Genomic DNA, 24,360 nt, shown 5'->3' on the forward strand with positions numbered 1-24,360 from the left:
TGATGAACCGTCCTCTGATTGGTCGATATCGCCGGGTTGCGCGGCGATGCGCGCCGCAATCGCGCGACCGCGCTTGCTACCGGTGGCATAACAACGGGGACCAACATCAATACGAATCCGACGATGCGCGCCATCGCAGATGTAAGAGCCGTACGTTCAACGCGTTGATAAGTCATGCCGGTTGCTTCCGCAGCGTGACTACGAACGAAGGGAGCGCCCAGCGGAGCGGCGCCAGGTCGGGAAGGACTCTACCGATTCCCGGAAGCCTTCTGCGTGCCACTTCCAACGAGCAGTCGTCGAGCGCCAGGCTCGCTGTGCCGGCGAGCGCGCCAAGCTTTCCGAGGGTGAGCGGCTGTACGTCGAAGCGCGCTCCGCGTCGCGCCAGGCGGACGTACCGGTCGCGCAGCGATGCGGGCAGCCACGAAAGGATTGGCAACTTGAAATGCGGTTCGAGCAGCGCAAACCGGTTGGGTGTCGCGAGATAGGCGATCCCTTTCGGCCGCATCACACGCGCGATTTCCCGCAGGTGCAGCAGCTGATCGTCGACGTGCTCGATCACGTGATTCGAGAGCACGACATCGAAGGTTGCGTCTTCGGCGGGGAGCTTCTCCGAAGAGATTCGCCGAAAGTCGAAGTCTCGAACGACGCGCTCGTCTACAACATCGACGCTCACGAGCGAACGCGATCTTCGAACAAAGTACGATGCGATGTAGCCGGAGCCGGTGCCAATGTCGAGCACGTCGCCAAGACTAGTGGTGCGCGTGGCGAGAATGGCTTCGATGCGCCGTGCCTTTGACTCGCGCGACGCTTCGTTGGCATCGGCGTGAGACTGCTTTGCGACGGTATGTCCGGCGATCATCGTGCCGCCTCCTCGCGCGGCTTTTCGAGCAGGAATCCCGTGATGCGCGCTGTTCGCGGCGGGAGGAAGCGGCAAACGTCCTCGATGGGATAGCTCACCGCGACGGCCGCTCTCAGTACCACCCGCTTCGCACGATCAGCCGCCGTGCTTCGTCCCTGCTTAAACGCGCCGATCTCGTGGCGAGCCCGCGCGCCGTTCGCGACACGATGCACCCGGCTGAGCATCCGCAACAGCGGGATGTAGTGGTCGCCGATGGTGCGATGGACCGTCAGTCCGTGCTGCGCGAACTCTGACTGCCAGGCCGCGGCGGGCCATGGGAAGACGTGTGGGGCGTCGTCGTGCATGTCGGTCACTTCGAAGAGCACTACACGGCCGCCGGGGCGCAGCACGCGCGCGATTTCGGCGATCGCGCGTCGCTTCATCTCGTGCGGTACGTGCTGGAGTACGGTGACAGAGTTCACTACGTCGAACGACGCGTCGTCGAACGCAAGCGAATCGACGGACATCGTGTTGTAGGTTGGGCCGGCGCCGAGCGAACGCGCACGTTCGAGCCGTTCGGGTTCGATGTCGATGCCCGTGACTCGTGCATCAGGCCAGGACGCGTACCACCGCGCCCAGCGCCCAACACCTGTTCCGACGTCGAGGACGTCGCAATCGGCGAAGGACTGGTCGTGGAGCAATCGCGAGAACGCCTTCATCTGATATCGGTGGATGAACTTGTTGAACCATGGCGGCATGCCCGCGTAGCAGATCACCTCGAAGCCGTCCTCGCTTTGCTGCAGATGACGGCGGCTCAGGTCCTGCCAGTACGCTTCCAAGGCATCCCGGTTCATCCGCAGTTGCTTGCTTTCGGTCGCCATCTTCATTCCCTCCCGCTACGCCGCCAGGCGCTCGATGATGTCCGCGTACGATCGATGGATGCGCATGTGATCGAACCGCTCGCGCATTGCGCGAATGCCGCGAGCGCGCGCTGCTGTGTGTACTTCGCGATCTGATAGCAGTGCGCACACAGTCCTGGCAATCGCGTCGCAGTCGCGCTGCGGGACCATGCGCGCGAATTCGCCGTTGCCGGTGACGTCGCTTACGCCGCCGACATCCGTCGCTACGACGGCGCACCCGCTCGCCATGGCCTCGGCATAGACGACGCCAAATGACTCCGTATCGCCGTTTTCCTCGACAACGGATGGGCCAACGAACACGTCGGAGGACGCGTAGTAGGCCGGGAGATCCCGGTTCGGCACCGCGCCGAGAAAGGCTACGTTGCGTTCTACGCCGAACGCGCGCACGAGTTCTTCGAGCATCCGCCTTTCAGGTCCATCGCCGATTACGAGTAGGCGTGCATCGGGATGTGCGGCGGCGATCTCTGGCATTGCCTTGATGGCGTACCGCGCGCCCTTCTTCTCGACCAGCCGTCCTACGAAAAGCAGCACAGGTCCGGCTGGATTCAACATCGCGCGAAGCTGCGGGGAGCTTGCGTCTGGCGTGAAGCGCGACGTGTCAACCCCCATTGGCAGAACGTCGACGCGGCGCTCATCAATGCCCAAAGCGACGACCTCAGCCTTCAGCGCCGAACTGACGGCGGTGACGCGATCGCTCGTGCGCAACGCGAATCGCTTCGCGATCAGCGCCGCACCATCACGTAATGCGTAGATGTCGCCGCCGTGTGTCGTGATGACAACGGGCACGCCGAACCGGCGCTTCAGCAGCGACGCGACAAGCCCTTGCGGGATCGCCCAATGTGCGTGAATGATGTCGAAGCGCTCGCGCCGCATCAATCGCCACGCTGCCCACAGTTCACAGAGAACGAACAACGGTACCTGCGCGAGAAGCCAGCGATTTCGCTGAATGTTGGGCAGGATCGCGCCATTCGCTAGAAGCTGCGCTCGGGAGGGCCATGCGTAGCGAAAGCGTCGCACCGTAAAGCCGTCCCAGGCCTCGAGGGATTTCGCGCGATGGGCGCCGGGCGCAAGCACGGTGACATCCATGGTTGTCGCGAGGGAGCGGCACAGGTCGGCAACGAAGACCGGGCACGTGTCGTCCTCCCAGCGCGGGAACGTGCTGGTGAGGACCAGTATCTTCAAGCGAGCGCCGTTTTCGTTCACGCCGGCCTCCCATCGGTGACCGCAGCCTCAGCGCCGAAGGGCGCCTTAGCCGGTCCTGGCGCGGGTCGGTCGCGGCGGAAGGCGCCGGTGATCACACCGGCGCCGCTCAGCAGGTCGGCGGCAAGCGCGATCGCCACCAGTGTTATGTCGGCGACGATAGTGACGGCGCGAACCAGCACCGCGCCCAGCACGGCGAATTCGACGGCGAATCGCGTCGACAGCAGTGCTGTGAGCACACCGTCGCGCACACCGAAGCCAGCCGGAGCCAGCACGACGATGATTCCAGCCACGCCCGCGAGCGAGAGCGCGCCCGTCACAAGGAGCAGATCGGCGAAGCTTGCACCCGTGATGCAGCGCATCACAAGGAGCATCGCGACTCCGTTGAGGCACTGGTTTACAAGTGTGAGTGCGGATGCGAGGACGATGCACGGCATCGATGGGAGCGCTCCCTGCGGCAGCGGCTCGCGGCCGAATGCTCGCAGTGCGCGGTCCGCAAGCCTGCCGAAGATTGCCGGGTGGAGCGCGACGAGCCCGACTCCCGGCACCACCGCGAGCGCGGCGTACGCGCCCGCACCAGCCGTGAGTCCGAAGGCCAGCGCGATGCACATCGCGCCGAACGTGCCGCTCACCAGCACCTCGAGCAGGTTCTGCACGCCGGTTGCGAGCGCCACCTGCTTGGTCGAGTGGCCGGCGCGCTGGCCCAGGTAGACTTTGCCGGCGAAGAATGGGACGGTTCCGGGCACGTAGCGCACCAGCCATGCGTAGACGAACGCGAGCATCAGAGCGGGCCGCCGCCCTCGTCGGGGCGAGACGTCTTCGATGAGGACGATCCAGGCCGCGCCGAGCAGCAGCGTGGCGAACGCGGACATCGCAAGCGCGAGCCCCAGCATCGGTGCGCTGTCAACAATCGTCGATGCGTCGAGCGACGATGCGTCTCCTGCGAGGCGGCTGCCGGCGAACCAGACAATCGCGCACAGCAATCCCGCCGTGACGGCAATGCGAACCCATGCGTGATGGAGCACGCGCATCCGCATGGCTAGGCCGCGCGCTCTGTGTCGACGTCGTCCGCCTGCGCGACGCGGCGGAGCGGTGCCGCGATGATGCCGCCCGCCGCCGGGTGCAGCAGCGCGTTCACGCGGTCTGCCGCGCGCAGGACCTCCATCTCGACGCCGGCGCTGCGCGCCAGGTCGATCAGCGACTTACTGTCTTTTGGCAGGCATTTGCCGCTATACCCCCGGTAGCCGGCGTCGTGGACGTCCATGTGCGACGCGCCGATCCGCGCGTCCGCGGCTACGATGTCGCGCACCTGCGCGTAGTCGATACGGAGCCGCTGGCACAGGTCGAAAATCTCGTTCGCGTAGCTCACCTTCACCGCAAGGAACGAGTTCGCGACGTACTTGGCCATCTCCGCCTCGGAGGCGGGGCAGATCAGCTCGAAGGGCGCGCGCGGCATCATCGCCAGCACGCGCGGCCCCTCGCTCGCGCTCTCGACGGTCACGCCGACGATCTGGCGGTCCGGCTCGACGAAGTCCCGAAATGCGCTTGCTTCGCGCAAGAACTCCGGGTTGAAGATGAACCGATGCAGCGGGTAGCGCGACTGGAGCAATGCCGTCGTGCCGGGAAGCACCGTCGACTTGATGACGACGGTCTTCGAGCCCTCGATGCGTGCGACCGCGTCGAGCAGTTGCCGGTCGTCGAAACCGCGGCCTTGTGAATAAGGCGTCGGCACGCAAAGAAAGATCGTCGGAGCTTCATTCACAGGCCCCATGTCCGAATGGCCCTTTGGCGGGTCGTAGACGCGCACATCGAAACCACCGCGCTCGTGCAGATAGGCCCGTAGCGATCCGCCCACGACCCCCGCCCCGATGATCCCGATCAACTCACTAGGCTGCATCTTCGATCCTTCCGTCTGCTTGCTCCGGGTCCTCATCGGCGGGGTTCTGCACGCGCAGGACGGCCTTCTTAGGCGACCGTCGTAGCGCCGCCGCGCTCTCCGCGCGCTCTTCCTTCATGCGCAGGAGCACTTCCTGCATCATGCGCCGGTTCCAGCCGATCGCGACGGCAAGCAGCCCGGTGATGAACATCTGTCCACCGACGAACCAGAGCGCAGAACCGATGACCAATGACTGCACGTGGCCCTGGCCTTCGCCCTGCGCCACGAACCAGCCGTAGCGGGCAAATGGCACCGCGCCGAGCAACAGCAGCGCCGCACCCAACGCGCCGTACACCTGCATCGGCTTGTACAGCAGAAAACTCCTCAGAATGACGCCACCAGCGCGAAGCACGTGGCTCGCGATGCCGTGGATCAGCCGCGACGGCCGTTCGACGTGGCGCGCCGCGATGGGCACGTTCGCCAACGTCATGCGCTGATCCAGGGCGTTGATCAACGTCTCGTGCGTGTAGGTGTGGTCTGAAAGCACGTTCAGCTTCATCGCCGCTTCGCGCGTGTACGCGCGAAACCCCGTCGAGACGTCGACGTCGGGGATGCGTAACAGCCGTTGCATGATGTAGTTGGCCGCCTTGTTGCCGTATTTGTTCGCCGCCTTCATGGGCAATTCGTCGATCAGCCTGCTGCCGATGGCGATATCGGCCTCTCGTGCCAGCAACGGCGCGACCAGTTCCGGAATGCGCGCCTGGTCGTAGTGATTGTCCGCGTCGGTGTTGACGATGATGTCGGCGCCGCGCACGACAGCTTCCTGGAGCGCAAGCTTGAAGGTTGCGGCCAGCCCGCGGTTCATGGGATGCGAGACGACGTAGTCGGCGCCCGCGCGCAACGCTTCTTCGACCGTCGCGTCCCGGGAGCCGTCGTCGAGGACGAGCACCTCCACGCGGTCCACGCCCGGGATCGCTCGCGGGATCTCGCGAATCACATCGCCGATAGTCGGCGCTTCGTTCAGCGCCGGGATCGTGACGATCAGCTTCATGGCGGCGGGATCCTTCCTTGCGGCCGAATCGGCGGACGACAAGCCAAGTTTCGCGCGAAGCTGCCGCGATGACACTCAGCAATCCCCCTACGCACGCGGGGAGACCTCCCGAAGCGCAGGTTGAATTAGCGTGTGCCCGCCGTCACGGCGGCCTGCTCTTCACGTGGCGAGAGCCCCGCTTCGAGATCGCTCAGCCGCACCGGCACGCCCAGCTTCCCTGCCAGCGACGGCGGCGTCAGTCCGCTCTCACGCTGCAACGCGTCGTAGCTGGATGCGCTCGTCGTCATCGGGTAGTCGATGATGCCCAGCCGCGCACGATCGACGCGGTACACGAAGAACTGATCCGCCGCCGACCGCGCGTCGTGATAGATCAGTTCGAACGCCGGATGTGCGCTGAAATACGACGCATACGCGAGCGGACTGAACGTCACGTCGTCACCGCTCACGGTCACGTAGTCGATCTCGCGCGCCGCGACGTAGTCCATCAACTCGCCCTGCGAGAGCGCGATCCAGTACGCCTTGCCGGGATACTGGCGCAAGTACAGCCATCGATCGTCACGCGCGTACGGCCGAACATCGTGCTCGCCCCATCGGAAGAGATTCGACCGCGGCGTTAGCATCTCCCGTGCCGATGCATCGACATCCACCCGCACCGTGGGCACTTGATATAGCCGGAAGCGCGCATCCGTCTGCACGTGCAGGCTCGTGAAGTACAGCCGGCTTGTGAGGACGTGCGAACCCGCGGGCAGGTGCGCCGACATCCACGCGGCGTTCTCGCGCACGAACTCGTTGTCCCACGAACCCGCATCGACGCCCATCGCCGCCGCGGCGACGTTCTCGTCGCGGAACGTGCTTCCCTGTTGCACAACGAAGATCGTGCCAAGCACGGCGAGCGACGTCATGAGCAGCGGTTCCGCCGTCCGGTGCGCCAGCGTGCGGGCGAGCGCTTTCACGCCCCAGGCCGCTGCGAGCCCCAATGCCAGGTACGAGAGGTACACGAGCGGCAGCGCATCGCGGAGTTGTAGCGCCCGGTTGGCGGCGTGCATTGTGAATGCCAGGAAGAGCGTCGCGAATGCGAAGATCAATCGGGCGCTCTCGTCTCCACGCGCAGCGCGCCACGCCAGCCACGGCCACGCCAGCGCCAGCGCGAAATAGGGCTGCGCTTGCGGCGCCACCGTCAGCAGGTAGTCCGGCACCGTCCGAAAGTACGCTACGTCGGCCTTCCATCCCGCGGAAGCCTCGAGCCCATATAACACCAGCCCGCCCCAGGCGGCCACGAGCAGCCCAGCCGCGGGCATGGCTGCCCGGTCAATGCGCATGGCGCGCAGTGCGGGCGCTCTCGCGAGCCATGCCGTTGCCGCTACGAACGCCGCGATGATCAGCGAACCGGCGACAAGTGCGAAATGCGGCGCGGCGCCGCCGAGCAGGTAGATCGATGAGTCATGCACCCAGACCCAGGCCCACCACGGCGCGACGGCCGCGGCGAATGCGCCGGTGAACAACGCAGCGCCCAGCGCGCCGTCTCGCGTACGCAGGGACGGCACGGCGAGCCACGCGACGGCGCCGAGCGGCGCCCACTGGACGCCGGCCTCCTTCACGAGCAGCGCGGCACCAATGCACGCACCTGCGGCGGCAAACCATCGCGCGGTGTGGGAGCGCGTCGCCTCGTGCAGTGCTAACAGCGCCAGCAGCATAAACGTGCATTCGAAGGGATCGAGATATAACGTCGTGCCCAGACCGTTCAGGTACGACGCGGCCGCCGTCGTTACGCCCGCTATCGCACCGGCCAGCGCGCCGCCCATGCGAAACGCCAGCAGCATCACGAGCAGCGCGTTAACGACGACGATCGCTCTTGCGACGGCATAAGCCCCGTCAGCACCGGCCATGCGGACGAACGGCGCGAGCACCGCCGGAAACAGCGGCGCCCGATGCACCACCGCATCGCCCGACGGATAGGTCACGCCTTCACCATGCGCGATGTTGTACGCCTCGGCGAGGTACAACGACTCATCCGACGTGAGGTTCGCAGGCGCCGCCGCGAACAACGGCACCGTCAACAGCAGCACGACGACCGCGACCAGCGGCAACGCCATGCCGCGTGCAGTCGAACGAAGCGGCCTGGACGAGGCAGATGCGGGAATGCTGACGGCCACGAATCCTCCGTGCTTGCATGGTGCGGGCGCGGTGATCTTCTGGTAATCGGGAGGCGCCCGCATATGCGGACGCGAAGACGGCCCCGGCAGCTTGCCGGGGCCGTCTCGCATCTTGCCGATTTGGCGGTTAGCTGCGGCGGCTCCCCACGACCGTCGCACCGGCGCCCACGAGGGCGACTCCGGCCGCGGCCAGGACCAGCACCAGCATGTCCATGCCGCCATCCTGCGTACCGACGCCGAATCCGGCGTCAGGAAGCGCACCGGCTGCCGGGTTAGCACCGATGCCGCCCGGGGCGCCCGCGTTCGGGTCCGTCGTGCCGGCCGGCGTACCGCCCGGGTTCGTTGCCGGCGGCTCCACCGGCGAAGCCGGCGGGTTCGCGGCCGGCGCCTCCAGCGGGTAGTCCGGCGGTGTGAAGTCGGTGGCAGCGCCTGTGGTAGCCGTCACACCCAGCCCTGCGACAAGCAGGACGGAGGCCGCGACGACCGCGGCGATACCGACGACCGCGTTCTTCGACTTGATCATTCCCTGTACCTCCATGCGTTTGCTGGGCCCCTGAAGTGGCCGCCTAACGCGCCCCAAGAGGAGACCCCAACCGGTCTCGTGAGATGGTCGGCGGAGTCATGCCGCCACTTTAGGGCTGCACCGAAGCTGGCGAGTGAAAAACACTCCCACTTCGAACCTGTCACAGATTCGAGAAATCCCCGTTTGGATCGACGAGACCGGTCTACCGGACTCGCCATCGACCCGGCCCTCCTATACTGCCCCGCCAGGCAGCAGGAATTGTCCAGAATCGACGGATTTGCAGCCGCGCGAGCGGCGGCATTCGGCATCTTTTGCCTGTCTTCAGTCGCCTTCGTCGCCTGCGGCTCGATCCCCTACGCGGGCGATCCGGCCGCTGGTTATGTCTATAACTCCGGCGCGCCGCTCCACGTCGCCGTGGTCGACGAGACGGGCGGCAACGACTGGTCTCCCTCCCTGCAATCGGCAATCGACCAGTACGCCGGCGCCACGCCCCACCTGCGGTTCCAGCCCGCGCGCGCCGGCGCGAACATCGTCATCACGGTGCGCCGCTACGACGACGCGCGTCCGCCCGAACTGCGCGGCTACCGATTTCAGCCCGGCGTCGGCGGGTTCGCTGCGGTCTACGACGCCGACGGCACCGCATGCAACTTCCCGCCTTCGACGGTCCCGGTCGCGTGCAGCGGCGAGATCGCCAGCGCCCAGATCTATCTCAACGACATCATCCCCGCCGGCGAAGACATCGAGGCGCGACGGCTGCGCCTGATCCTGCATGAACTCGGACACGCGCTCGGTCTGACGCGGCACAGCCCCGAACTGGGCATTCCGCAGCTTACGCAGCGGTATGGGTGGTAGCTGGTGGCTGGTGGCTGGTGGCTGGTGGCTGGTGGACGTTACGTCCATCGTCCTGCCAGCAAAAACCTAGCTGTGTGCGGCGGCGGCGGTCGCGTTCAGCCGTTCGGTGACAGCGATGCACTCCTGCACCATGTCGAAGATCACGTCGCGCGCGGAGCGCACGCTGTTCATGCTGCCGACGATCTGACCGACCGGTGTCGTCGCGAGATCGCGCGCCTGCTCGAAATGCCGCATCCGCACCTGCGCGTCGGCGGTCAGCATGTACTGCAGCGGCATCGGCAGCGTGCCGGGCGATTCGGGGCCGTCCCACGCGTCGGTCCACGCCGTGCGCAGTTGGCGCGCCGGCTTGCCGGTCATCGACCGCGATCGCACGGTGTCACGCGATGTCGCGCCCAGCATGCGGTCGACGAGGAAGTCCGCCGTATCGGATTCCTTCACCGTCAGCCAGATCGATCCGGTCCACACGCCCTCGGCGCCGAGCGCGAGCGCTGCCGCCATCTGGCGGCCGCTGCCGATGCCGCCGGCGGCGAGCACCGGCGTCGGGGCAACGGCGTCGACGACTTCCGGCACCAGGACCATTGACGCCACCTCGCCGGTGTGGCCGCCGGCTTCGTAGCCCGACGCGACGATCACGTCGACGCCGGCTTCCTTCTGCTTGATCGCCTGCTGCGCGCTGCCTACCAGCGCCGCCACGACGACGCCCTGGCCGTGCGCCTTCTCCGTGACATCGGGCGGCGGCGGGCCGAGGGCGCTCGCGAGCAGCTTGATCGGATGCGACAGCGCGATATCGACCTGCGGCCGCGCGTTGTCGTACGTCCAGCCGAGCAGCGCCATCGGCGCCGGTGCATCTTCGGGCATTTTGGGCACGCGGTGGCGGTCCATCACCGACTCGACGAAGTCGCGATGCGCCTGCGGGATCATCGCCTGGAAGTCGGGCTCCTGCGCGCCTTCGCCGCCGACCGACGAGATCGGCATCACGACATCGACCCCGTACGGCTTGCCGTCGACGTGCGCATCGATCCACTTCAGTTCGATCTCGAGTTGCTCAGGCGTGAACGCGAGCGCGCCGAGCACGCCGAGTCCGCCCGCGCGGCTCACCGCTGCGACAACATCGCGGCAGTGGCTGAACGCGAAGATCGGAAACTCAATGCTGAAGGTGTCGCAGATCCTGGTCCTCATGGTGGTCTCCTGGTCGCTCGTCGTTGGTCGCTGGTGGCTGGTTGGTGGCCGGTCAGTACGACCTTGGCAACCCCAGATTCCATTCGCACACGTAGTTCAGGATCATCTCGCGGCTGACAGGCGCCGTCTTCAGCAGCCGCGCGCCGTACCACAATTGCACGATTCCGAAGTCCTCGGTGAAGCCGTTGCCGCCGTGCGTCTCCAGCGCCGCATCGACCGCCTTGACGGCGAGGTCGGCGGCGAGGAACTTCGCCATGTTCGCCTGGGTGCCGACCTCCAGCGGGTTGCCGCCCTGATCCGACGCCCACGCGGCGCGCATCATCATCAGCCGCGCCGCTTCGAGCTGGATCTTCACCTCCGCGAGCGGATGCGCGATCGACTGGTAGGCGCCGATCGGCGTGTCCTTGAACACGCGCCGCTCCTTGGCGTACGCCACCGACTTCTCGAGGCACTGCTGCGACATGCCGTTGCAGATCGCCGCCGCGAGCACGCGCTCGCAGTTCAGCGAGTTGAACATCGCCTGCACGCCCTGCCCCTCCTGCCCGACGATCTGATCCGCAGGCGCTTCGACATCGTCGAAGAAAAGCTGCCACTGCGACTGCCCTTCGTTCGACGGCGTGTTGACGCGTGTCTTGGTCAGCCCGTTGGACTTCGTATCGACGAGAAAGATCGAGATGCCCTCGGACTTCGGGCGGCCTTCGCGCGCGAGTTCGTCGGCGGGCGTCGTGCGCGCGACGAGCAGCATGTAGTCGGCGTGCTCGACGCCCGTGATGAAGATTTTCTGACCGTTGATGCGATACACGTCACCGTCGCGGCGCGCGACCGTCTCGATCTTGAACGTGTTCGTGCCGGCGTTCGGCTCTGTGACGGCGAAGCAGAGCTTGCAGGAGCCATCAGCGACCTTCGGCAGGAAGCGGCGCTTTAGCTCTTCGGAGCCGTTCTTCGTGATGCAGGCGGAGTCCATCGCGGTCACGAGCATGAGTCCCGGCAGGAAGCCCTGCGACGTCAGTTCTTCGAAGCCGACGGTCAGCGGCTGCAGTCCCATGGCGTTGCCGCCGTACTCCTCCGGGATCAGGCAGCCGAGCAGCCCGATGCCTGCAATATCCTCCCAGAGTTCCTGCGGGAAGACCTGCTGCTTCATCATCTGGCGATATTCGTCGCGGCGCGGCGCGTATTTCTGCAGCATCGACCTGACGGACGTGCGGACGAGTTCGTGCTCTTCGTTAACGGCGAAGTTCAACGCCATGGTGCAGCTCCAGAGAGTTGTAAGTTGTCAGTTTTAAGTTGTACGTGAGCCAACGGGAGCGCGATCATGCTCCGGCGCGTGGGCCTCTCCTGACGCGCTCCAGTCCCCACATTCCGGCAGGGATGACCACGGTGCCAGCGAGCCCGAGATAGATGAGGCCTACGACACTCGTTATCTCGTCGTTCGCGCTGTCCGCGAACCAGATGAGGTTTGCGATCAAGGCAGCGACCGCGACGTGCCAGACGACCGCAATCGCGCAACAGGCGCGGGCCAAAAGATCCATGGGCCAATTCTACGTTCGACGGGCTACCGGCCACATGGTTGGAACCTGCCGAAGTGCGTAGTCCGAATGAACCACCGTTCGCCGTCCCGGCGTCGAAGGCACTCCGCGCGCACGCGGTGTTCGATTCATACGCAGCCATCACCGCCCCTTGTACACCGGCTTGCGCTTCTCTTTGAACGCCTTCGGGCCTTCGCGGGCGTCCTCCGTCGCGTAGACCTGCATGCCGATCTTGAACTCCACGTCGAGCGCGTCCTGCTCGGCGAGGCACTCCGTGGCGATCACGGACTCCTTGATCTTCTGCACCGCGACGGGCCCGTTCGACGCGACGCGTTGCGCGACCTGCTTCGCGTGCGCGAGCGCTTCGCCCTTCGGCACGACGCGGCCAATCAGCCCGAAGCTCAGCGCTTCCGCCGCGGGGTACATGTCGCCGGTAAGCAGCATCTCCATCGCCTTGGTGTACGGGATCTGGCGCCGCAGACGGATCGTCGAACCGCCCTGCGGGAACAGCGCCCACTTCACCTCCGTGACGCCGAACACCGACCCTTCGCCGGCGATGCGGATGTCCGTCGACTGCAGCACTTCGGTGCCGCCGGCGACGCAGTAGCCTTCGATCGCCGCGATCAGGGGCTTCTTGAGCTGCCGCGACCGCAGCAGCCCCTGGAAGATCACGTTCGGGTCCTCGCGGCAGCGGCGCTCGAAGTCATCCTCCGGCGGCAGTTGCGCCAGCGAGCGGGACACCAGCTTGTCGAGGTCCGCGCCGGCGCAGAAATCCGCACCGGCGCCCGTGAGGATCGCGCATCGCACCTCCACGTCGCTGTCGATCATCTCCCACGCGTCGGCGAGGCGGCAGAGCATCTCCATGTTGATGCTGTTCTTCACCTCGGGCCGGTTCATCGTCAGGGTGACGACGTGGCCTTCGCGGTCTACGATGAGGGCTGGTTCGATCGCGTTCATGTCCACTCCAGATCGACGGTCTGGGCACCTTCTCGCGTGATGCAGAACGTCGAGCGTTTGAGCCCTTTCGGGGCTTCTCGTTCAATATGTTCGAGCTGCTCGAACGTGACCGTGAAGTACGGCAGATCGAGCATCTGTTTGGCATTGCCGCGGGGGAGTCCGGCGAGCTGGTAGTGCATCCGCACTCTGTTCTCGCCCACCATGATCTCCCCTACGAAGCGGTACTCCGGTTGCTCTCCCACAGCCCTCGTTTTAGCGCTGCGTTTCGTGATGAGATTCTCGACGCTGTTCAGAATGGCGCTTGTGCGTTCCACGACGAGATTCTTCGCTGCGCTCAGAATGACCCTGTTGGACATTCGTTACCTCGAACGTGCCGGCGGTTCGCCCATTGCCGTCGCCTTCGCCCACCGATAATCGGCCTTGCCGCTCGGCGAGCGCACGACTTCATCGACGAGGTGCAACTCTCGCGGCACCTTGTAGCCCGACACGTGCGTGCGGCAATGCGCGTCGATCTCCTCCAGCGTGAGCGCGTGGCCTTGGCGCGGCTGTACCACCGCCGCGACGCGTTCGCCCCAGCGCTCGTCAGGCACGCCGACGACCACCGCATCGAACACGGCGGGATGCGCCTTGAGCGCCGCCTCCACTTCTTCCGGGTAGATCTTCTCGCCGCCGCTGTTGATACAGATCGAGCCGCGGCCGAGCAACGTCACTGTCCCGTCGGCGTCGATGGTCGCCATGTCGCCGGGGATCACCCACCGGACGCCGTCCGCGTCGGTCATGAAGGTTGCGGCCGTCTTCGTCTCGTCCTTGTAGTAGCCAAGCGGCATGCGGCCGCGACGCGCGAGCCGCCCGACGATGCCCGATCCCGCCGCGACCGGTCGCAGATCGTCATCGATCACCGCCGTGTTCGGGTCGACGGTGAAGCGTGGCCCGGGTGAGCCTGCCGTGGCGATGCCCATGCCCTGGTGGCCCGTCTCCGACACGCCGTAGGCGTCGACGAGCAGAATGTTCGGCATGTGCTGCCGCAATTGCTGCTTCACCGCCTCCGACCAGATCGCGCCGCCCGACGAGATTACGAACGCCGACGATACATCGTAATCACGTTCGTTCAGCGCTTCAGCGAGCGGGCGCGCCATCGCATCGCCGACGATCGAGAGGACGTTGATCTTCTCCCGCTCGACGAGCGACCAGATCGCGTGCGCATCGAACTTCGGGTGGAGCACGACCTTGCCGCCGCCAAGCAGCCCGATCATGCACGACCAGAAGCCGTTGCCGTGCATCAGCGGCGCCACCGGGATCATCGTCGGGCCTTCGCGTGACGCGACGATCTCGCCGATCTGCTCCGGCCGCTCGATCGGCGCGCCGCCGACGTTGCCGCCCTGCAGGCCGCCGAAAAACACGTCTTCCTGCCGCCACATCACGCCCTTCGGCATGCCCGTCGTGCCGCCCGTGTAGATCAGGTACAGGTCATCGCCGGATCGCTCGCCGAAATCTTGCAGGTCCGACTCTTCGGCAAGCGTCGATTCGTAGTCGATCGCGTTCAGTCCCGAAGGATCCGCACCGCTCCGGTCATCGACCTGCACGAACGTCCGCAGCATCGGCGTCGAAGGGGCGACGGCGGCAAGCCGCGGCGCGAACTCGCGGCTGTACACGACGCCGGTCAGGTCCGCGTCGGTGAAGAGATAGCGCAACTCTTCCTCGACGTAGCGAAAGTTGATGTTCACGGGCACGGCGCGGATCTTGTACGCCGCCAGCGCCGCCTCGACGTACTCCGTGCCGTTGTACAGGTAGAGGCCGATGTGGTAGCCCTGCTTGACGCCGGCATCGAGCAGCATGTGCGCCGCGCGGTTGGCGCGCTCGTCGAGTTGCTTGAAGGTGAGGCGCCGGTCGCCGCAGACGAGCGCAAGGCGATCGGGCACCGTCTTCGCCACGCACTCGAAGAGGTCGGCCAGGTTGTACTGCATGATGCCTCCTCCGACGCTTCGCTACGGCTTTTCGCTGCTCACGATCCACATCGCGAAGAACTGCGAGCCGCCGCCGTACGCGTGCCCCAGCGCGACGCGCGCGCCATCGACCTGGTGCTCGCCCGCCTGACCGCGCACCTGCATCGCCGCCTCGGCGAATCGCAGCATGCCCGACGCGCCGATCGGGTTCGACGACAGCACGCCGCCCGACGGGTTCACCGGCAAATCGCCGTCGAACGCCGTCACGCCGTCTGCCGTCATCTTCCAGCCTTCGCCGAGCGGCGCGAATCCAAGGTTCTCCATCCACATCGGCTCGAACCACGAGAACGGCACGTAGATCTCCGCGACGTCGATCTCGCGGCGCGGGTCGGTCATGCCGGCCTGCTTGTAGAGTGCGGCCGCGCAGTCGCGCCCGGCGCGCGGATTGACCTGATCGCGCCCCGCGAACATCGTCGGTTCGCTGCGCATCGCGTTCGCGACGACCCACGCGGGCTTCGTGCTGCCGCGGGACGCGTTTTTCTCGTCGGTCAGCACCATCGCGCACGCGCCGTCCGACGCGGGGCACGTCTCCAGGAACCGGATCGGGTCCCAGAGCATCGGCGATTGCGCCACCTGCTCGAGATTGATGTCCGCCTGCTGCAAATGCGCGTACTGGTTGCGGCAGGCGTTGAGCCGGTCCTTCACGGCCACCATCATGCCGATGTGCGCCGGCGCGCCCGACCGCGCGATGTAGGCGCGAATGTGCGGCGCGAAGTAGCCGCCGGCGCCGGCGATCGTCGCGGGCTGGAACGGGATCTTCGGCGAGAGCGCCCACATCGTGTCGCTTTCGGACTGCTTTTCGAACGCCACCGTCAGCACGCGTTCGTGCACGCCCGCCTGCACCAGCGACGCGGCGACGAGCGCCGTCGAGCCGCCGACGCTGCCCGCGGTGTGCACGCGCATCATCGGCTTGCCGACGGCACCGAGCGCATCGGCCAGATACAGCTCGGGCATCATCAGCCCTTCGAACATGTCCGGCGCCTTGCCGATGACGACCGCGTCGATGTCGCTCCACGTCATCTGGGCGTCTTCAAGCGCACGCAGGGCGGCTTCGCGCACGAGCCCGGCGATCGATACGTCGGCGCGCTTCGACGCGTGCTTCGTCTGGCCGATCCCGGCGACGGCGCAGCGATTCGCCATCAGTCGGCCTCCAGCACGCAGACGAGGTTCTGCTGCAGGCACGGGCCGGACGTCGCGTGCGCGACCGCGCTCCTGGCGTCGCCATCGATGATGCGCTGCGCCGCCTCGCCAATGCGGATGAGTCCTGCGGCCATGAGCGGATTCGCCGCGAGCGCGCCCCCGGACGGGTTGATCGCGGTGGCGCCGTTCAGGCCGATCGCGTCGCGCAGGATGATCTCCTGGTGCGTGAAGGGCGCGTACAGCTCCGCGACGTCGAACGCGCGGCCGGTCGCGCCCGCTTCTTGCGCCGCCAGCGCCGTCGAAGGCGACTGCGTGAGATCGCGCATGCCGGGATGGTGCGCTTCGATGCGATGGTCGATGCCGCGGATCCACGCCGGCCGCTTCGAGATGCGCCGCGCGAGATCGCCCGCCGCAAGCACGACCGCCGCAGCGCCGTCGGTGATCGGCGCGCAGTCATGCTTGCGCAGCGGGGACGCAATGCATGGTGCGGCGAGCAGCGCGTCGGCGTCGAAATCACCGGCGAGCTGCGCATTCGCGTTGGTCTTCGCATCGCGGCGGCTGCGGACGGCGATGCCGGCCATGTCGCGTTCGCTGCAGGCGCCGGCGTCGAGCATTGCCCGTGCCTGCAACGCCGCCATCGCGATCGAGTCGGGCCACAACGGCTGCATGCAGTACGGGTCGAGCTGCATCGTCATCACGTCGCGGACGTCGCCGAGCGATGACTTGCCGAATCCGTAGACCAGCGCCGAGTCGATGTCGCCGTGTTGCAGGCGCACCCACGCTTCGTACAACGCCCAGGCGCCGTCCATCTCGACGTGCGACTCTTCGATCGGCGGCCAGGGGCCGACAGCGTCGAGCGTCGTGACGAATGCGAAGGGCTGCCCGGCGAGAAAGTCGCTGCTGCCCGAGCACGTGAATCCGACCTCGCCCTTTTTGAGGCCCGATCGCTCCATCGCTTCGCGGACGACCGGCATCACGATCTCGACTTCGTTGCGGAACGCGTCGCGTCGTACGTTCGGCGCCTGCGCGAATCCCACCACCGCGACCTCGCGCATCACAGGTGCTCCTTGTACGCGTCGAACGGCGCGTCCGGCTCACCCGTCGGGCGGAAGTAGCGGATGCTGTCCATCGTCGCCGCGCGCTCGGCGGGCGGCGCCCACACTGCTTCGACGCGCATGCCCATGCGCACGTCTTCGGCGTCCACTTCCTGCAGCAGGTGAAACAACGGGATGTCGGCGCCATCGAGCAGTACCGAGGCCGATGCGTACGGCGGCCGCACCGCCTGCCCCGCAAACGGCACGTTGACGATGCAGAAGCTCGTGACGATGCCCCTGCCAGAGAGTTCGATCTCTTCGTCCGTCGGCACCGCGCACGTCGGGCAGCCTCCCTTCGGGGGCACGTACACCTTGCGGCACGAAGGACAGCGCTCGCCGACGATCCGCCCATCCGCAATGCCCCGGAGAAAACGCGAGGTCGCCTGCCCGGCGATGAACGTGTACTCGAGCCGTATCGGCGACACGAAGGCGTAGATGATCTCGCTCTCCGCGCTCACGGAGCCTCCGGTTCGAAGCAGACGATGTCCGTGATCGCGCCTACGGTCTCGTCGCGCCAGAGCGCACGCACGCGCATGCCGGTGCGCATCGACGCCTCCTCGCCGCTATCGACGGCGTGCAGCATCGAGGTATCAGCGCCGTCGATGCGGATCAGCGCGAAGGCGAACGGATGCGCCAGCGGATGGTTACGTCTGGGCTCGGCGATCCACGTCCACGATGTCACGACGCCGCAGTCCGTGAGTTTGACCAACTCCGATAGCGCGTCACCGGTGACCGGGTCGTATTCGATCGGCGGCACGAGCACGCGTCCATCCGGCGCGCGCACGCCGCGAATGCGGCGATCGCGCAGCCCCGCGAGAAACCGCCCGATCACCGGGCCCACGCTGCGGTGGTACGGGTATTCGAGCACATGCTGGGCGGCGAGCGGTTCGTTCATCGTCACTCTCGCCCCCGCGAGAGAATCGAGATGCCGGACGCGGACAGAGCCGCCTCCGGCATCCCAACTGTGGGCCGGGCAGCGATGGTTGGCCGTACCATCGCTACGCGTGACGCGCGGAAACAGCCGCCTCGGCGGGCGCTTCCGCGCGGAAGAACAACCGTTGCGCGTTCGCGTAGAGGAACTTGTCGAGCACGCCTTCCCGCAGGTCGAGTTGCTCGGCTTCCCTCATGCAACGCTCGAACGAAAGTACCGGGTAATCCGTCGCGAACATGATCTTGTCCTGACCGCGCGTGTTCATGAAATGAATGAGTTGCGGCGGAAAATATCGCGGCGCGTACGCCGACGTCTGCATATACAGGTTGCGGTACTTGATCATCAGCCGTATCGCGACGTCCCACCATGGGTCCGCGCCGTGCGCCATCACGAGCTTCAACTCGGGAAAGAAGACGCACACTTCGTCCAGGTGCATAGGGTCCTGGCACTTTCCGGGCATCGGCGGCCCCGGCAGACCGGTGTTGATGGCGATCGGCAAATCAAGGTCGATGCATTTTGCGTATATCGGGTAGTACACGCGGTCGTCCGGCGGCAGGTTGATCATGAACGGCGTGATGCGCGCCAACACGACCGGCTCGCTGCGCACCAGGCTTTCGAGCGCCCGCAACTCGCTCATGCCGCGGCGTGGATCGAGCGACAACGACAGCACGAAGCGGTCAGGGTGCCGCTCCGGAAACGCCAGCACCCGCGGATCAGGCTGCTCGGCGTTCGTGGTGATGATGCACTTCCCTACGCCGCAGCGGTCCATGTCGTCGATGAGCTGTTCGACGGAGATGTCCTTGAAGATCTCGGCGCTGCGGTCGAAGTAGTCCTCGGCGACGCGCACGAGCCACTCCGGGCGCTCAATCGAGCCCATGTTGACGTTGACGAAGGTATCGATGGCGCGCGGCATAGGTCCCTCCTTATTCGCTCGCGCCGTTCGCCGGCTCGCCGACGTAGAACTGCTTCGCCCACCGGCGGAAGATGCCGATCGGGCCGTCGCCGTCGCAAAGCATCGGCGGCGTCTTCATCACCTTGTGCTCCCAGATCGGAATGTCCTGCCCCAACTGGCGCTCGATCTCGGCGATGAACGCCTTGGCCACGTTCTGCGTCATCGTTTCGTTGCCGACGCGCTTCGTCGTGAACGAAAAGCGCACGTCGACGTACTCGCCGTCGATCGGCGTCACGGAGGAGATCAACAGCGTCTCGACGATCCCGGTGAAGCGCACCAGGCTGAACCCGAATCCGTACGAATCGGATGCGATCTGCCCTTCGACATCGCCCTGCGGCGTCGTGTACTGGACGGGTGAGCGCACGCGGAACATGTGGCCGTCGATCTCGGCGCGCGTCTTCGGCTGTTCCGGCGTGCCGTGTACGTACTTGAAGTGCGCTGAGTCGACCGCGTTTTCCGCCATCTCCTGGTTATGCGTACGCACCTTCCAGCGCCGCCGCACATACGGCGTCCAGGCGTCGGAGTTGTACTCGCTGAGCTTCGGAAGCTCCCACCCCGGCTCGCCGCCGGCGATGTGGTGGTGCACCATGATCAGCCCGTTCGCCTCGAACACCGGCCACGCCCGCAGTTTCGCCTGCGACGGGATCTTCTCGGCATACGGGATCTCGACACACTGTCCCGCGCCGTCGAAGCGCCACGCGTGGAACGGGCAGCGGATGCAGTTGCCTTCGACCACGCCGCCGTACCCCAGGTGCGCACCCAGGTGCGGGCAGAACGCATCGAGCACCTGCGCCGTGCCGTTGGCGTCGCGGAACAAGACCAGGTGCTCGCCGAAATACTGGAGCGGCATCACACGGCCAACATCGAGTTCGTCGCTGTACGCCACCTGGAACCATCCCGTCGGAAACGGCGGGATCGGGAAACGATATCCCTCCGGCACGGTAAACATCTCTGTGCGGCTCTCCGCGGTCATGGTCATGCGAGCCCTCCCTTCAGCGCGGCGCCATCGGGGTCGCGCTCCGGCAGCAACTGCCGAAAAATCTGGTCGACGAGGTGATTGCGCCGCGCGATCAGCGCGTCGATGGAGAAGGGGTCGCCCGGCTTCAGCCGCTCCAAGAGCGGCCGGTGGCAAAAGTAGCCGATGAGCTGCACGTGCAGATCGTGGATGAAGAGCGCGGGGTCGATCCGCCGGATCAGCCCTGTCTCGATGGCGCGCTGCAGGCTGTTGAGTGCGGGCAAATAGATCGGTTCGACGAAGCGCTTCAGGTACGCCTCGGTGTTCGCCGAATCCAGCAGTTCGCGCGCCAGCAGCCGCGCCAGCGAGGGGTGCTCGACGAAAAACGTCTGCTGCTGGTCGATGAGATACGCCACGCGCTCGCGCTTGAAGCCGCCGCTCATGAACTCACGCATGCCCTCGGCCAGTTGCCCCAGGGCCGCATCCAGCACTGCCTCGTAGAGCAGTTCCTTCGTCTCGAAGTGGTAGAGCACCGTGGTCTTGTGCGTGCCCGCGGCGTCCGCGATCTCCTGCACCGACACGGCGCCGAATCCGCGGTCGGCGAACAGTTCGGTGGCGGCATCCAGGATCGCTTGCCGCCGGTCGGCGCGTCGCGGCCTGTCCTGACCAACTAGGGGTGCTTTTCCGACCATTTGGTGAGTATGCGCCCGTCCCAGCTTCGGTGTCAACGGCCAAACTGGTCAGACGTCGGCCCTCGCGGGGCCTTCCGCTCGCCGGTGTTACAATCTGTCACGGTCTCGCAAGGACGCTTATGCTCGGCAGTCGTCTCCCCGTAATCTTGCACCTTCTGGCTGTGCCGGCGGCAATCGTTGCCGTCGCGGTCGCTGTGGTCGCCGCCTTTCCCGACCGCTTTTCCGATGCGCTGGTCCTCGGAGCCTTCCTCCTCGTGGCCATAGCGGCGTTCAGCCAGGGCATCATGCACGCCCGCCGCGAGGACGCGAAGGTCCGCCACGCCGAAGCCGCCCTTGAGGAGAGTGAACGGCGCTTCCGAAATCTCGGCGATGGCGCTCCGGTGATGATCTGGATCACCGACGACGCGCTGATGCCCACGTTTGTCAGCCAGGCGTGGATGGGCTACACCGGCATCTCTCCAGCCGAAATCGAGCGGGACGCCTGGCATGCGCTCCGCAGCACGGTCCATCCGGACGACCTGGAAGGGACGACGCAGGCCTTCCTCAAAGCGCTCAAGAATCACGACAAGTTCTCACACGAATACCGGCTCCGCCGATTCGATGGTGAGTACCGCTGGGTGCTCGATTCGGGGATCTCCCGCCTCACCGACGCAGGCGAGTACATGGGCTACGCCGGCATCATCATCGATGTCGACGATCACCGGAAAGCCGAAGCCGCGCTTCGCACCAGCGAACAGCGCCTGCGGATGCTGGTCGAAAATGTGCCGCTGGTCCAGTACGTCACGGACAAGGATGGGACATTCCTCCTCGTGGAAGGACGCGCGCTGGAACAGTTGGACATAAGTCCCGAGGTCGAACCCGTCGGGCGGTCTGCGTTCGAGCTGTACGCGGACAATGAAGAGATCAAGGACAAGCTGCGACGCGCGCTCGCCGGCGAGTCCGTCACGAGCACCGTCGAGTTTCTCGACGTCTGGTGGGACGTCTATTACACGCCGATCTTCGCCGCCGACGGTACGGTAGCCGGAGCTACCGTCGTCGGGCTGGACGTCACCGAACGCGAACGCGCGAAGGGCGCCCTTGAAGAGAGCGAAATGCGCTACCGGCTGATCGCACGCGCCACGATCGATGCGATCTGGGACTGGGACCTCGCGACCGGCCACATCTGGCGGAGCGAAGGCTTCACGACGCGCTTCGGCTACCCGGCGGAAGCCATCGGCGATAACGTACAGTGGTGGGCTGAGCGCGTCCACAGCGATGACCTGCAGCAGGCCGTCGCAGTTCGCGACGCGTTCGTGGCGAGCGGCGACTCCGACCTGCACATGGAATACCGTTACCTGCGCGCCGATGGCGCCTATGCACGCGTCGTCAACCGCATCCACGCCGTGCGCGATGAAGACGGCAAGGCCACCAGGCTCGTCGGATCGCTCACGGATGTGACCGAGCAGCGCGAGCTTGAACAGCAGTTCCTTCACGTGCAGAAAATGGAGACGGTCGGCCGCCTCGCCGGCGGCATCGCGCACGACTTCAGCAACCTCATGACGGCGATCATGGTCAACGCCGAGCTCGACCTGATCGCCACACCTTCACCCGAGGTGCTGCGCGCCGACCTCGAAGAGATCAAGGCCACGGCAGAGCGGGCGGCCGGCCTCTCGAGACAACTGCTATCGTTCGCGCGCCGCCAGATCATCGAGCCGCAGGTCCTCTCGCTCAACGATCTCATGGAGAGCACCGAGCGCATGCTCCAACGGCTCATCGGCGCCAACATCGACCTGCGCGTTGAGCGCACGGAAGAACCGACGACTGTGCGCATCGACCCGAGCCAGTTGGAGCAAGTCCTCGTGAACATGGTCGTCAACGCCCGCGACGCCATGCCGGAGGGCGGCGATCTCACGATTCGTACGCAGCGCGTCGCACGCGCGACCGGCACGAGCCTCCCGCCGAGCGTGGATACCGGCGGCTACGTGCTGCTGGAGGTGCGAGATACGGGTATAGGCATGACCGAAGATGTGCGCCAGCACGTATTTGAGCCGTTCTTCACGACGAAACCCGTCGGCGGCGGCACCGGGTTGGGTCTGCCCACTTCCTACGGGATCGTCAAGCAGGCCGGTGGCGATGTGGTCGTCGAGAGCGAGCCCGGTCACGGCGCCATCTTTCGGATCTATCTGCCGTTCGTCGCCGCCGCCCTCGACGAGATCATCCCATCGTTCGACGGCGCCATGCCCGCCGGCAAGGAGACGATCCTGCTCGTCGAAGACGAGGCGGGTGTGCGCAAATCGGCGTCGCGCGCGCTGCGGCAACTGGGTTACTGCGTCATTGAAGCCGCGGACGGGAACGAAGGGCTCGCGGCGGCGACCGCGACCCCGACGATCTCGCTCATCATCACGGACCTCGTGATGCCTCAACTCGGCGGCAAGGAGTTGGCGCAACGGTTGACCAAGAGCCATCCCGGCATCCGTATCTTGTTTCTCTCCGGCTACACCGATGATGCGGCGATCCGGGCGGGGATCAGCGAGCACGCCGTCGACTTTCTTGCGAAGCCGTTCTCGCCGTCGGCGCTGGCGCAGAAAGTGCGCGACATGCTCGATCGCGCTCCGGCGGCGCGCCAGCCTACGACGACGGCGCGATGACCAGCTCGTAGCCAAGACCGGGCACCGTGCGGATCATCGTTTCGGCGTCGAGGCGGCTGAGTTTCTGGCGCAACCTGCTGATACTGACGTGCAGCATGTGATGCTCGCCGGCGTATTCGGCGCCCCATACGTGCAGCAGCAACTCGTCGTGCATCAGTACCTGGCCCGCATGCTCCGCGAGAAACGACAGCAGGCGGAACTCCGTCGGCGTTAGCGCCGTCGTGGCGCTGCCGATCTGGGCACGGTAGCTGCGCGCGTCGAGCCGCAATGCGCCGGCGGCGATCTGCGCGGGCTGCGCGCCCTCGGGCGGCTGCGCGCGCCGCAGCACCGATGCGACGCGCGCCGTCAGTTCTCGCGGACTGAAGGGCTTGCGCACATAGTCGTCGGCGCCGGACTCCAGCGCCCGCACGACGTCGGATTCATCGCCGAGGACCGTGAGCATGACGACCGGCAGCTTGTATCGTTGCTCGATCTCGGCGCAGAGGTCGAAGCCGTTGCCATCGGGCAGTTGGACGTCGAGGATGGCGAGGCTGAAGCGCTCTTCTTCGAGCGCCGCCAGGGCCGAAGCACGGTCCGCCACCGGCCGGGTCGCATATCCGGCCTCGGAGAGGGCGCGCGCTACCACCCTCCGGACGGAAGGCTCGTCATCGACGATCAGAATTGGAAGCTGGTCGCGCTTCATGTGACGCGCCACGTTCTGGGGCGAGAGGCGACTGGCCAAGAGACGGTCTCCGAACACGATCCCCATCGATCCGGCCGAGCACGCCGTTGCACCGGGCGCGGCTGCGACTTGGGCAGTGTCGCGCAGAACGAAGCAAAGCTCAACTGCGACCGACCGGTCGGAACGTGCTCGACCGGCTGGTCGCCCGCCGGGCGGCTTCGGCCCATTTG

At 66.0% G+C, this 24,360-nt stretch carries 22 protein-coding genes and 1 pseudogene; 2 read left to right on the forward strand and 21 right to left on the reverse strand.

Annotated elements, in window-relative coordinates:
• Window positions 1-172: 172 nt before the first annotated feature.
• The 8 genes from WEB52_01020 to WEB52_01055 form a co-directional block, all read right to left on the reverse strand.
• Window positions 173-859 carry a methyltransferase domain-containing protein gene (locus tag WEB52_01020; protein ID MEX2225010.1) on the reverse strand — a complete coding sequence of 229 codons (687 nt, stop codon included), beginning with the start codon at window positions 857-859 and terminating at the stop codon, window positions 173-175.
• Window positions 856-1,719: a class I SAM-dependent methyltransferase gene (locus WEB52_01025; GenBank protein MEX2225011.1), complete on the reverse strand. Its 864-nt coding sequence runs from the start codon at window positions 1,717-1,719 to the stop codon at window positions 856-858. Before WEB52_01025 ends, WEB52_01020 begins: the two co-directional genes overlap by 4 nt.
• A gap of 15 nt (window positions 1,720-1,734) precedes the next feature.
• Complete coding sequence (locus WEB52_01030) at window positions 1,735-2,961, reverse strand: glycosyltransferase (protein ID MEX2225012.1); 1,227 nt, start codon at window positions 2,959-2,961, stop codon at window positions 1,735-1,737.
• Window positions 2,958-3,983, reverse strand: coding sequence for a lysylphosphatidylglycerol synthase domain-containing protein (locus tag WEB52_01035; GenBank protein MEX2225013.1), 1,026 nt, complete (start codon window positions 3,981-3,983; stop codon window positions 2,958-2,960). The genes WEB52_01030 and WEB52_01035 overlap by 4 nt, the downstream gene beginning before the upstream one ends.
• 14 nt (window positions 3,984-3,997) lie before the next feature.
• Window positions 3,998-4,855 (reverse strand): hypothetical protein, encoded by an 858-nt coding sequence (locus WEB52_01040; protein MEX2225014.1) that lies wholly within the window; start codon window positions 4,853-4,855, stop codon window positions 3,998-4,000.
• Complete coding sequence (locus tag WEB52_01045; protein ID MEX2225015.1) at window positions 4,845-5,885, reverse strand: glycosyltransferase family 2 protein; 1,041 nt, start codon at window positions 5,883-5,885, stop codon at window positions 4,845-4,847. Before WEB52_01045 ends, WEB52_01040 begins: the two co-directional genes overlap by 11 nt.
• 125 nt (window positions 5,886-6,010) lie before the next feature.
• Entirely contained in the window at window positions 6,011-7,978 is a 1,968-nt protein-coding gene (locus tag WEB52_01050; GenBank protein ID MEX2225016.1) for a hypothetical protein, read from the reverse strand.
• Window positions 7,979-8,165: 187 nt separating this feature from the next.
• Window positions 8,166-8,561, reverse strand: a complete 396-nt coding sequence (locus WEB52_01055; protein MEX2225017.1) for a hypothetical protein — start codon at window positions 8,559-8,561, stop codon at window positions 8,166-8,168.
• 258 nt (window positions 8,562-8,819) lie between these two features.
• On the opposite strand from WEB52_01055, the gene WEB52_01060 reads away from it, so the two are divergent.
• Window positions 8,820-9,413, forward strand: a complete 594-nt coding sequence (locus WEB52_01060) for a hypothetical protein (protein MEX2225018.1) — start codon at window positions 8,820-8,822, stop codon at window positions 9,411-9,413.
• A 66-nt stretch (window positions 9,414-9,479) separates the two neighbouring features.
• Here WEB52_01060 and WEB52_01065 read toward each other — a convergent pair whose 3' ends face one another.
• The 12 genes and pseudogenes from WEB52_01065 to WEB52_01120 form a co-directional block, all read right to left on the reverse strand.
• Complete coding sequence (locus WEB52_01065; GenBank protein MEX2225019.1) at window positions 9,480-10,592, reverse strand: nitronate monooxygenase family protein; 1,113 nt, start codon at window positions 10,590-10,592, stop codon at window positions 9,480-9,482.
• Window positions 10,593-10,644: 52 nt separating this feature from the next.
• Window positions 10,645-11,838: an acyl-CoA dehydrogenase family protein gene (locus WEB52_01070; GenBank protein ID MEX2225020.1), complete on the reverse strand. Its 1,194-nt coding sequence runs from the start codon at window positions 11,836-11,838 to the stop codon at window positions 10,645-10,647.
• A 64-nt stretch (window positions 11,839-11,902) separates the two neighbouring features.
• Window positions 11,903-12,121 (reverse strand): hypothetical protein, encoded by a 219-nt coding sequence (locus WEB52_01075; GenBank protein MEX2225021.1) that lies wholly within the window; start codon window positions 12,119-12,121, stop codon window positions 11,903-11,905.
• 138 nt (window positions 12,122-12,259) lie between these two features.
• Window positions 12,260-13,075 carry a crotonase/enoyl-CoA hydratase family protein gene (locus tag WEB52_01080; protein MEX2225022.1) on the reverse strand — a complete coding sequence of 272 codons (816 nt, stop codon included), beginning with the start codon at window positions 13,073-13,075 and terminating at the stop codon, window positions 12,260-12,262.
• A complete protein-coding gene (locus tag WEB52_01085; protein ID MEX2225023.1) occupies window positions 13,072-13,389 on the reverse strand; it encodes a hypothetical protein in 318 nt (105 codons plus the stop codon). Before WEB52_01085 ends, WEB52_01080 begins: the two co-directional genes overlap by 4 nt.
• A gap of 45 nt (window positions 13,390-13,434) precedes the next feature.
• Entirely contained in the window at window positions 13,435-15,039 is a 1,605-nt protein-coding gene (locus tag WEB52_01090) for an acyl-CoA synthetase (protein ID MEX2225024.1), read from the reverse strand.
• Window positions 15,040-15,060: 21 nt separating this feature from the next.
• On the reverse strand, window positions 15,061-16,218 hold the full coding sequence (locus WEB52_01095; protein ID MEX2225025.1) for a thiolase domain-containing protein: 1,158 nt from the start codon (window positions 16,216-16,218) through the stop codon (window positions 15,061-15,063).
• Window positions 16,218-17,273: a thiolase domain-containing protein gene (locus tag WEB52_01100; protein ID MEX2225026.1), complete on the reverse strand. Its 1,056-nt coding sequence runs from the start codon at window positions 17,271-17,273 to the stop codon at window positions 16,218-16,220. Before WEB52_01100 ends, WEB52_01095 begins: the two co-directional genes overlap by 1 nt.
• Window positions 17,273-18,207 (reverse strand): annotated as a pseudogene (locus tag WEB52_01105) (OB-fold domain-containing protein). The gene WEB52_01100 and the pseudogene WEB52_01105 overlap by 1 nt, the downstream one beginning before the upstream one ends.
• Window positions 18,208-18,310: 103 nt before the next feature.
• Window positions 18,311-19,156, reverse strand: a complete 846-nt coding sequence (locus WEB52_01110) for an amidohydrolase family protein (GenBank protein ID MEX2225027.1) — start codon at window positions 19,154-19,156, stop codon at window positions 18,311-18,313.
• Window positions 19,157-19,166: 10 nt separating this feature from the next.
• A complete protein-coding gene (locus WEB52_01115) occupies window positions 19,167-20,174 on the reverse strand; it encodes a Rieske 2Fe-2S domain-containing protein (GenBank protein MEX2225028.1) in 1,008 nt (335 codons plus the stop codon).
• A complete protein-coding gene (locus WEB52_01120) occupies window positions 20,171-20,842 on the reverse strand; it encodes a TetR/AcrR family transcriptional regulator (GenBank protein MEX2225029.1) in 672 nt (223 codons plus the stop codon). The genes WEB52_01115 and WEB52_01120 overlap by 4 nt, the downstream gene beginning before the upstream one ends.
• 161 nt (window positions 20,843-21,003) lie before the next feature.
• Between WEB52_01120 and WEB52_01125 the strand changes: the two genes are divergently transcribed.
• Window positions 21,004-23,469 carry a PAS domain S-box protein gene (locus WEB52_01125; protein MEX2225030.1) on the forward strand — a complete coding sequence of 822 codons (2,466 nt, stop codon included), beginning with the start codon at window positions 21,004-21,006 and terminating at the stop codon, window positions 23,467-23,469.
• On the opposite strand, the gene WEB52_01130 is transcribed toward WEB52_01125, so the two are convergent.
• Window positions 23,450-24,190, reverse strand: coding sequence for a response regulator transcription factor (locus WEB52_01130; protein MEX2225031.1), 741 nt, complete (start codon window positions 24,188-24,190; stop codon window positions 23,450-23,452). The two genes, WEB52_01125 and WEB52_01130, sit on opposite strands and share 20 nt — an antisense overlap.
• Between the last annotated feature and the right edge of the window lie 170 nt (window positions 24,191-24,360).

Source organism: Dehalococcoidia bacterium (assembly GCA_040902535.1).
Taxonomy (GTDB): Bacteria; Chloroflexota; Dehalococcoidia; order DSTF01; family JACRBR01; genus JBBDXD01.

Coding starts and splice junctions, on each gene's coding strand:
- WEB52_01080 (MEX2225022.1), bottom strand. CDS start 13,075: ATGAACGCGATCGAACCAGCCCTCATCGTAGACCGCGAAGGCCACGTC.
- WEB52_01040 (MEX2225014.1), bottom strand. CDS start 4,855: ATGCAGCCTAGTGAGTTGATCGGGATCATCGGGGCGGGGGTCGTGGGC.
- WEB52_01020 (MEX2225010.1), bottom strand. CDS start 859: ATGATCGCCGGACATACCGTCGCAAAGCAGTCTCACGCCGATGCCAAC.
- WEB52_01045 (MEX2225015.1), bottom strand. CDS start 5,885: ATGAAGCTGATCGTCACGATCCCGGCGCTGAACGAAGCGCCGACTATC.
- WEB52_01065 (MEX2225019.1), bottom strand. CDS start 10,592: ATGAGGACCAGGATCTGCGACACCTTCAGCATTGAGTTTCCGATCTTC.
- WEB52_01090 (MEX2225024.1), bottom strand. CDS start 15,039: ATGCAGTACAACCTGGCCGACCTCTTCGAGTGCGTGGCGAAGACGGTG.
- WEB52_01095 (MEX2225025.1), bottom strand. CDS start 16,218: ATGGCGAATCGCTGCGCCGTCGCCGGGATCGGCCAGACGAAGCACGCG.
- WEB52_01055 (MEX2225017.1), bottom strand. CDS start 8,561: ATGATCAAGTCGAAGAACGCGGTCGTCGGTATCGCCGCGGTCGTCGCG.
- WEB52_01070 (MEX2225020.1), bottom strand. CDS start 11,838: ATGGCGTTGAACTTCGCCGTTAACGAAGAGCACGAACTCGTCCGCACG.
- WEB52_01110 (MEX2225027.1), bottom strand. CDS start 19,156: ATGCCGCGCGCCATCGATACCTTCGTCAACGTCAACATGGGCTCGATT.
- WEB52_01025 (MEX2225011.1), bottom strand. CDS start 1,719: ATGGCGACCGAAAGCAAGCAACTGCGGATGAACCGGGATGCCTTGGAA.
- WEB52_01115 (MEX2225028.1), bottom strand. CDS start 20,174: ATGACCATGACCGCGGAGAGCCGCACAGAGATGTTTACCGTGCCGGAG.
- WEB52_01050 (MEX2225016.1), bottom strand. CDS start 7,978: ATGGCGTTGCCGCTGGTCGCGGTCGTCGTGCTGCTGTTGACGGTGCCG.
- WEB52_01100 (MEX2225026.1), bottom strand. CDS start 17,273: ATGCGCGAGGTCGCGGTGGTGGGATTCGCGCAGGCGCCGAACGTACGA.
- WEB52_01120 (MEX2225029.1), bottom strand. CDS start 20,842: ATGGTCGGAAAAGCACCCCTAGTTGGTCAGGACAGGCCGCGACGCGCC.
- WEB52_01075 (MEX2225021.1), bottom strand. CDS start 12,121: ATGGATCTTTTGGCCCGCGCCTGTTGCGCGATTGCGGTCGTCTGGCAC.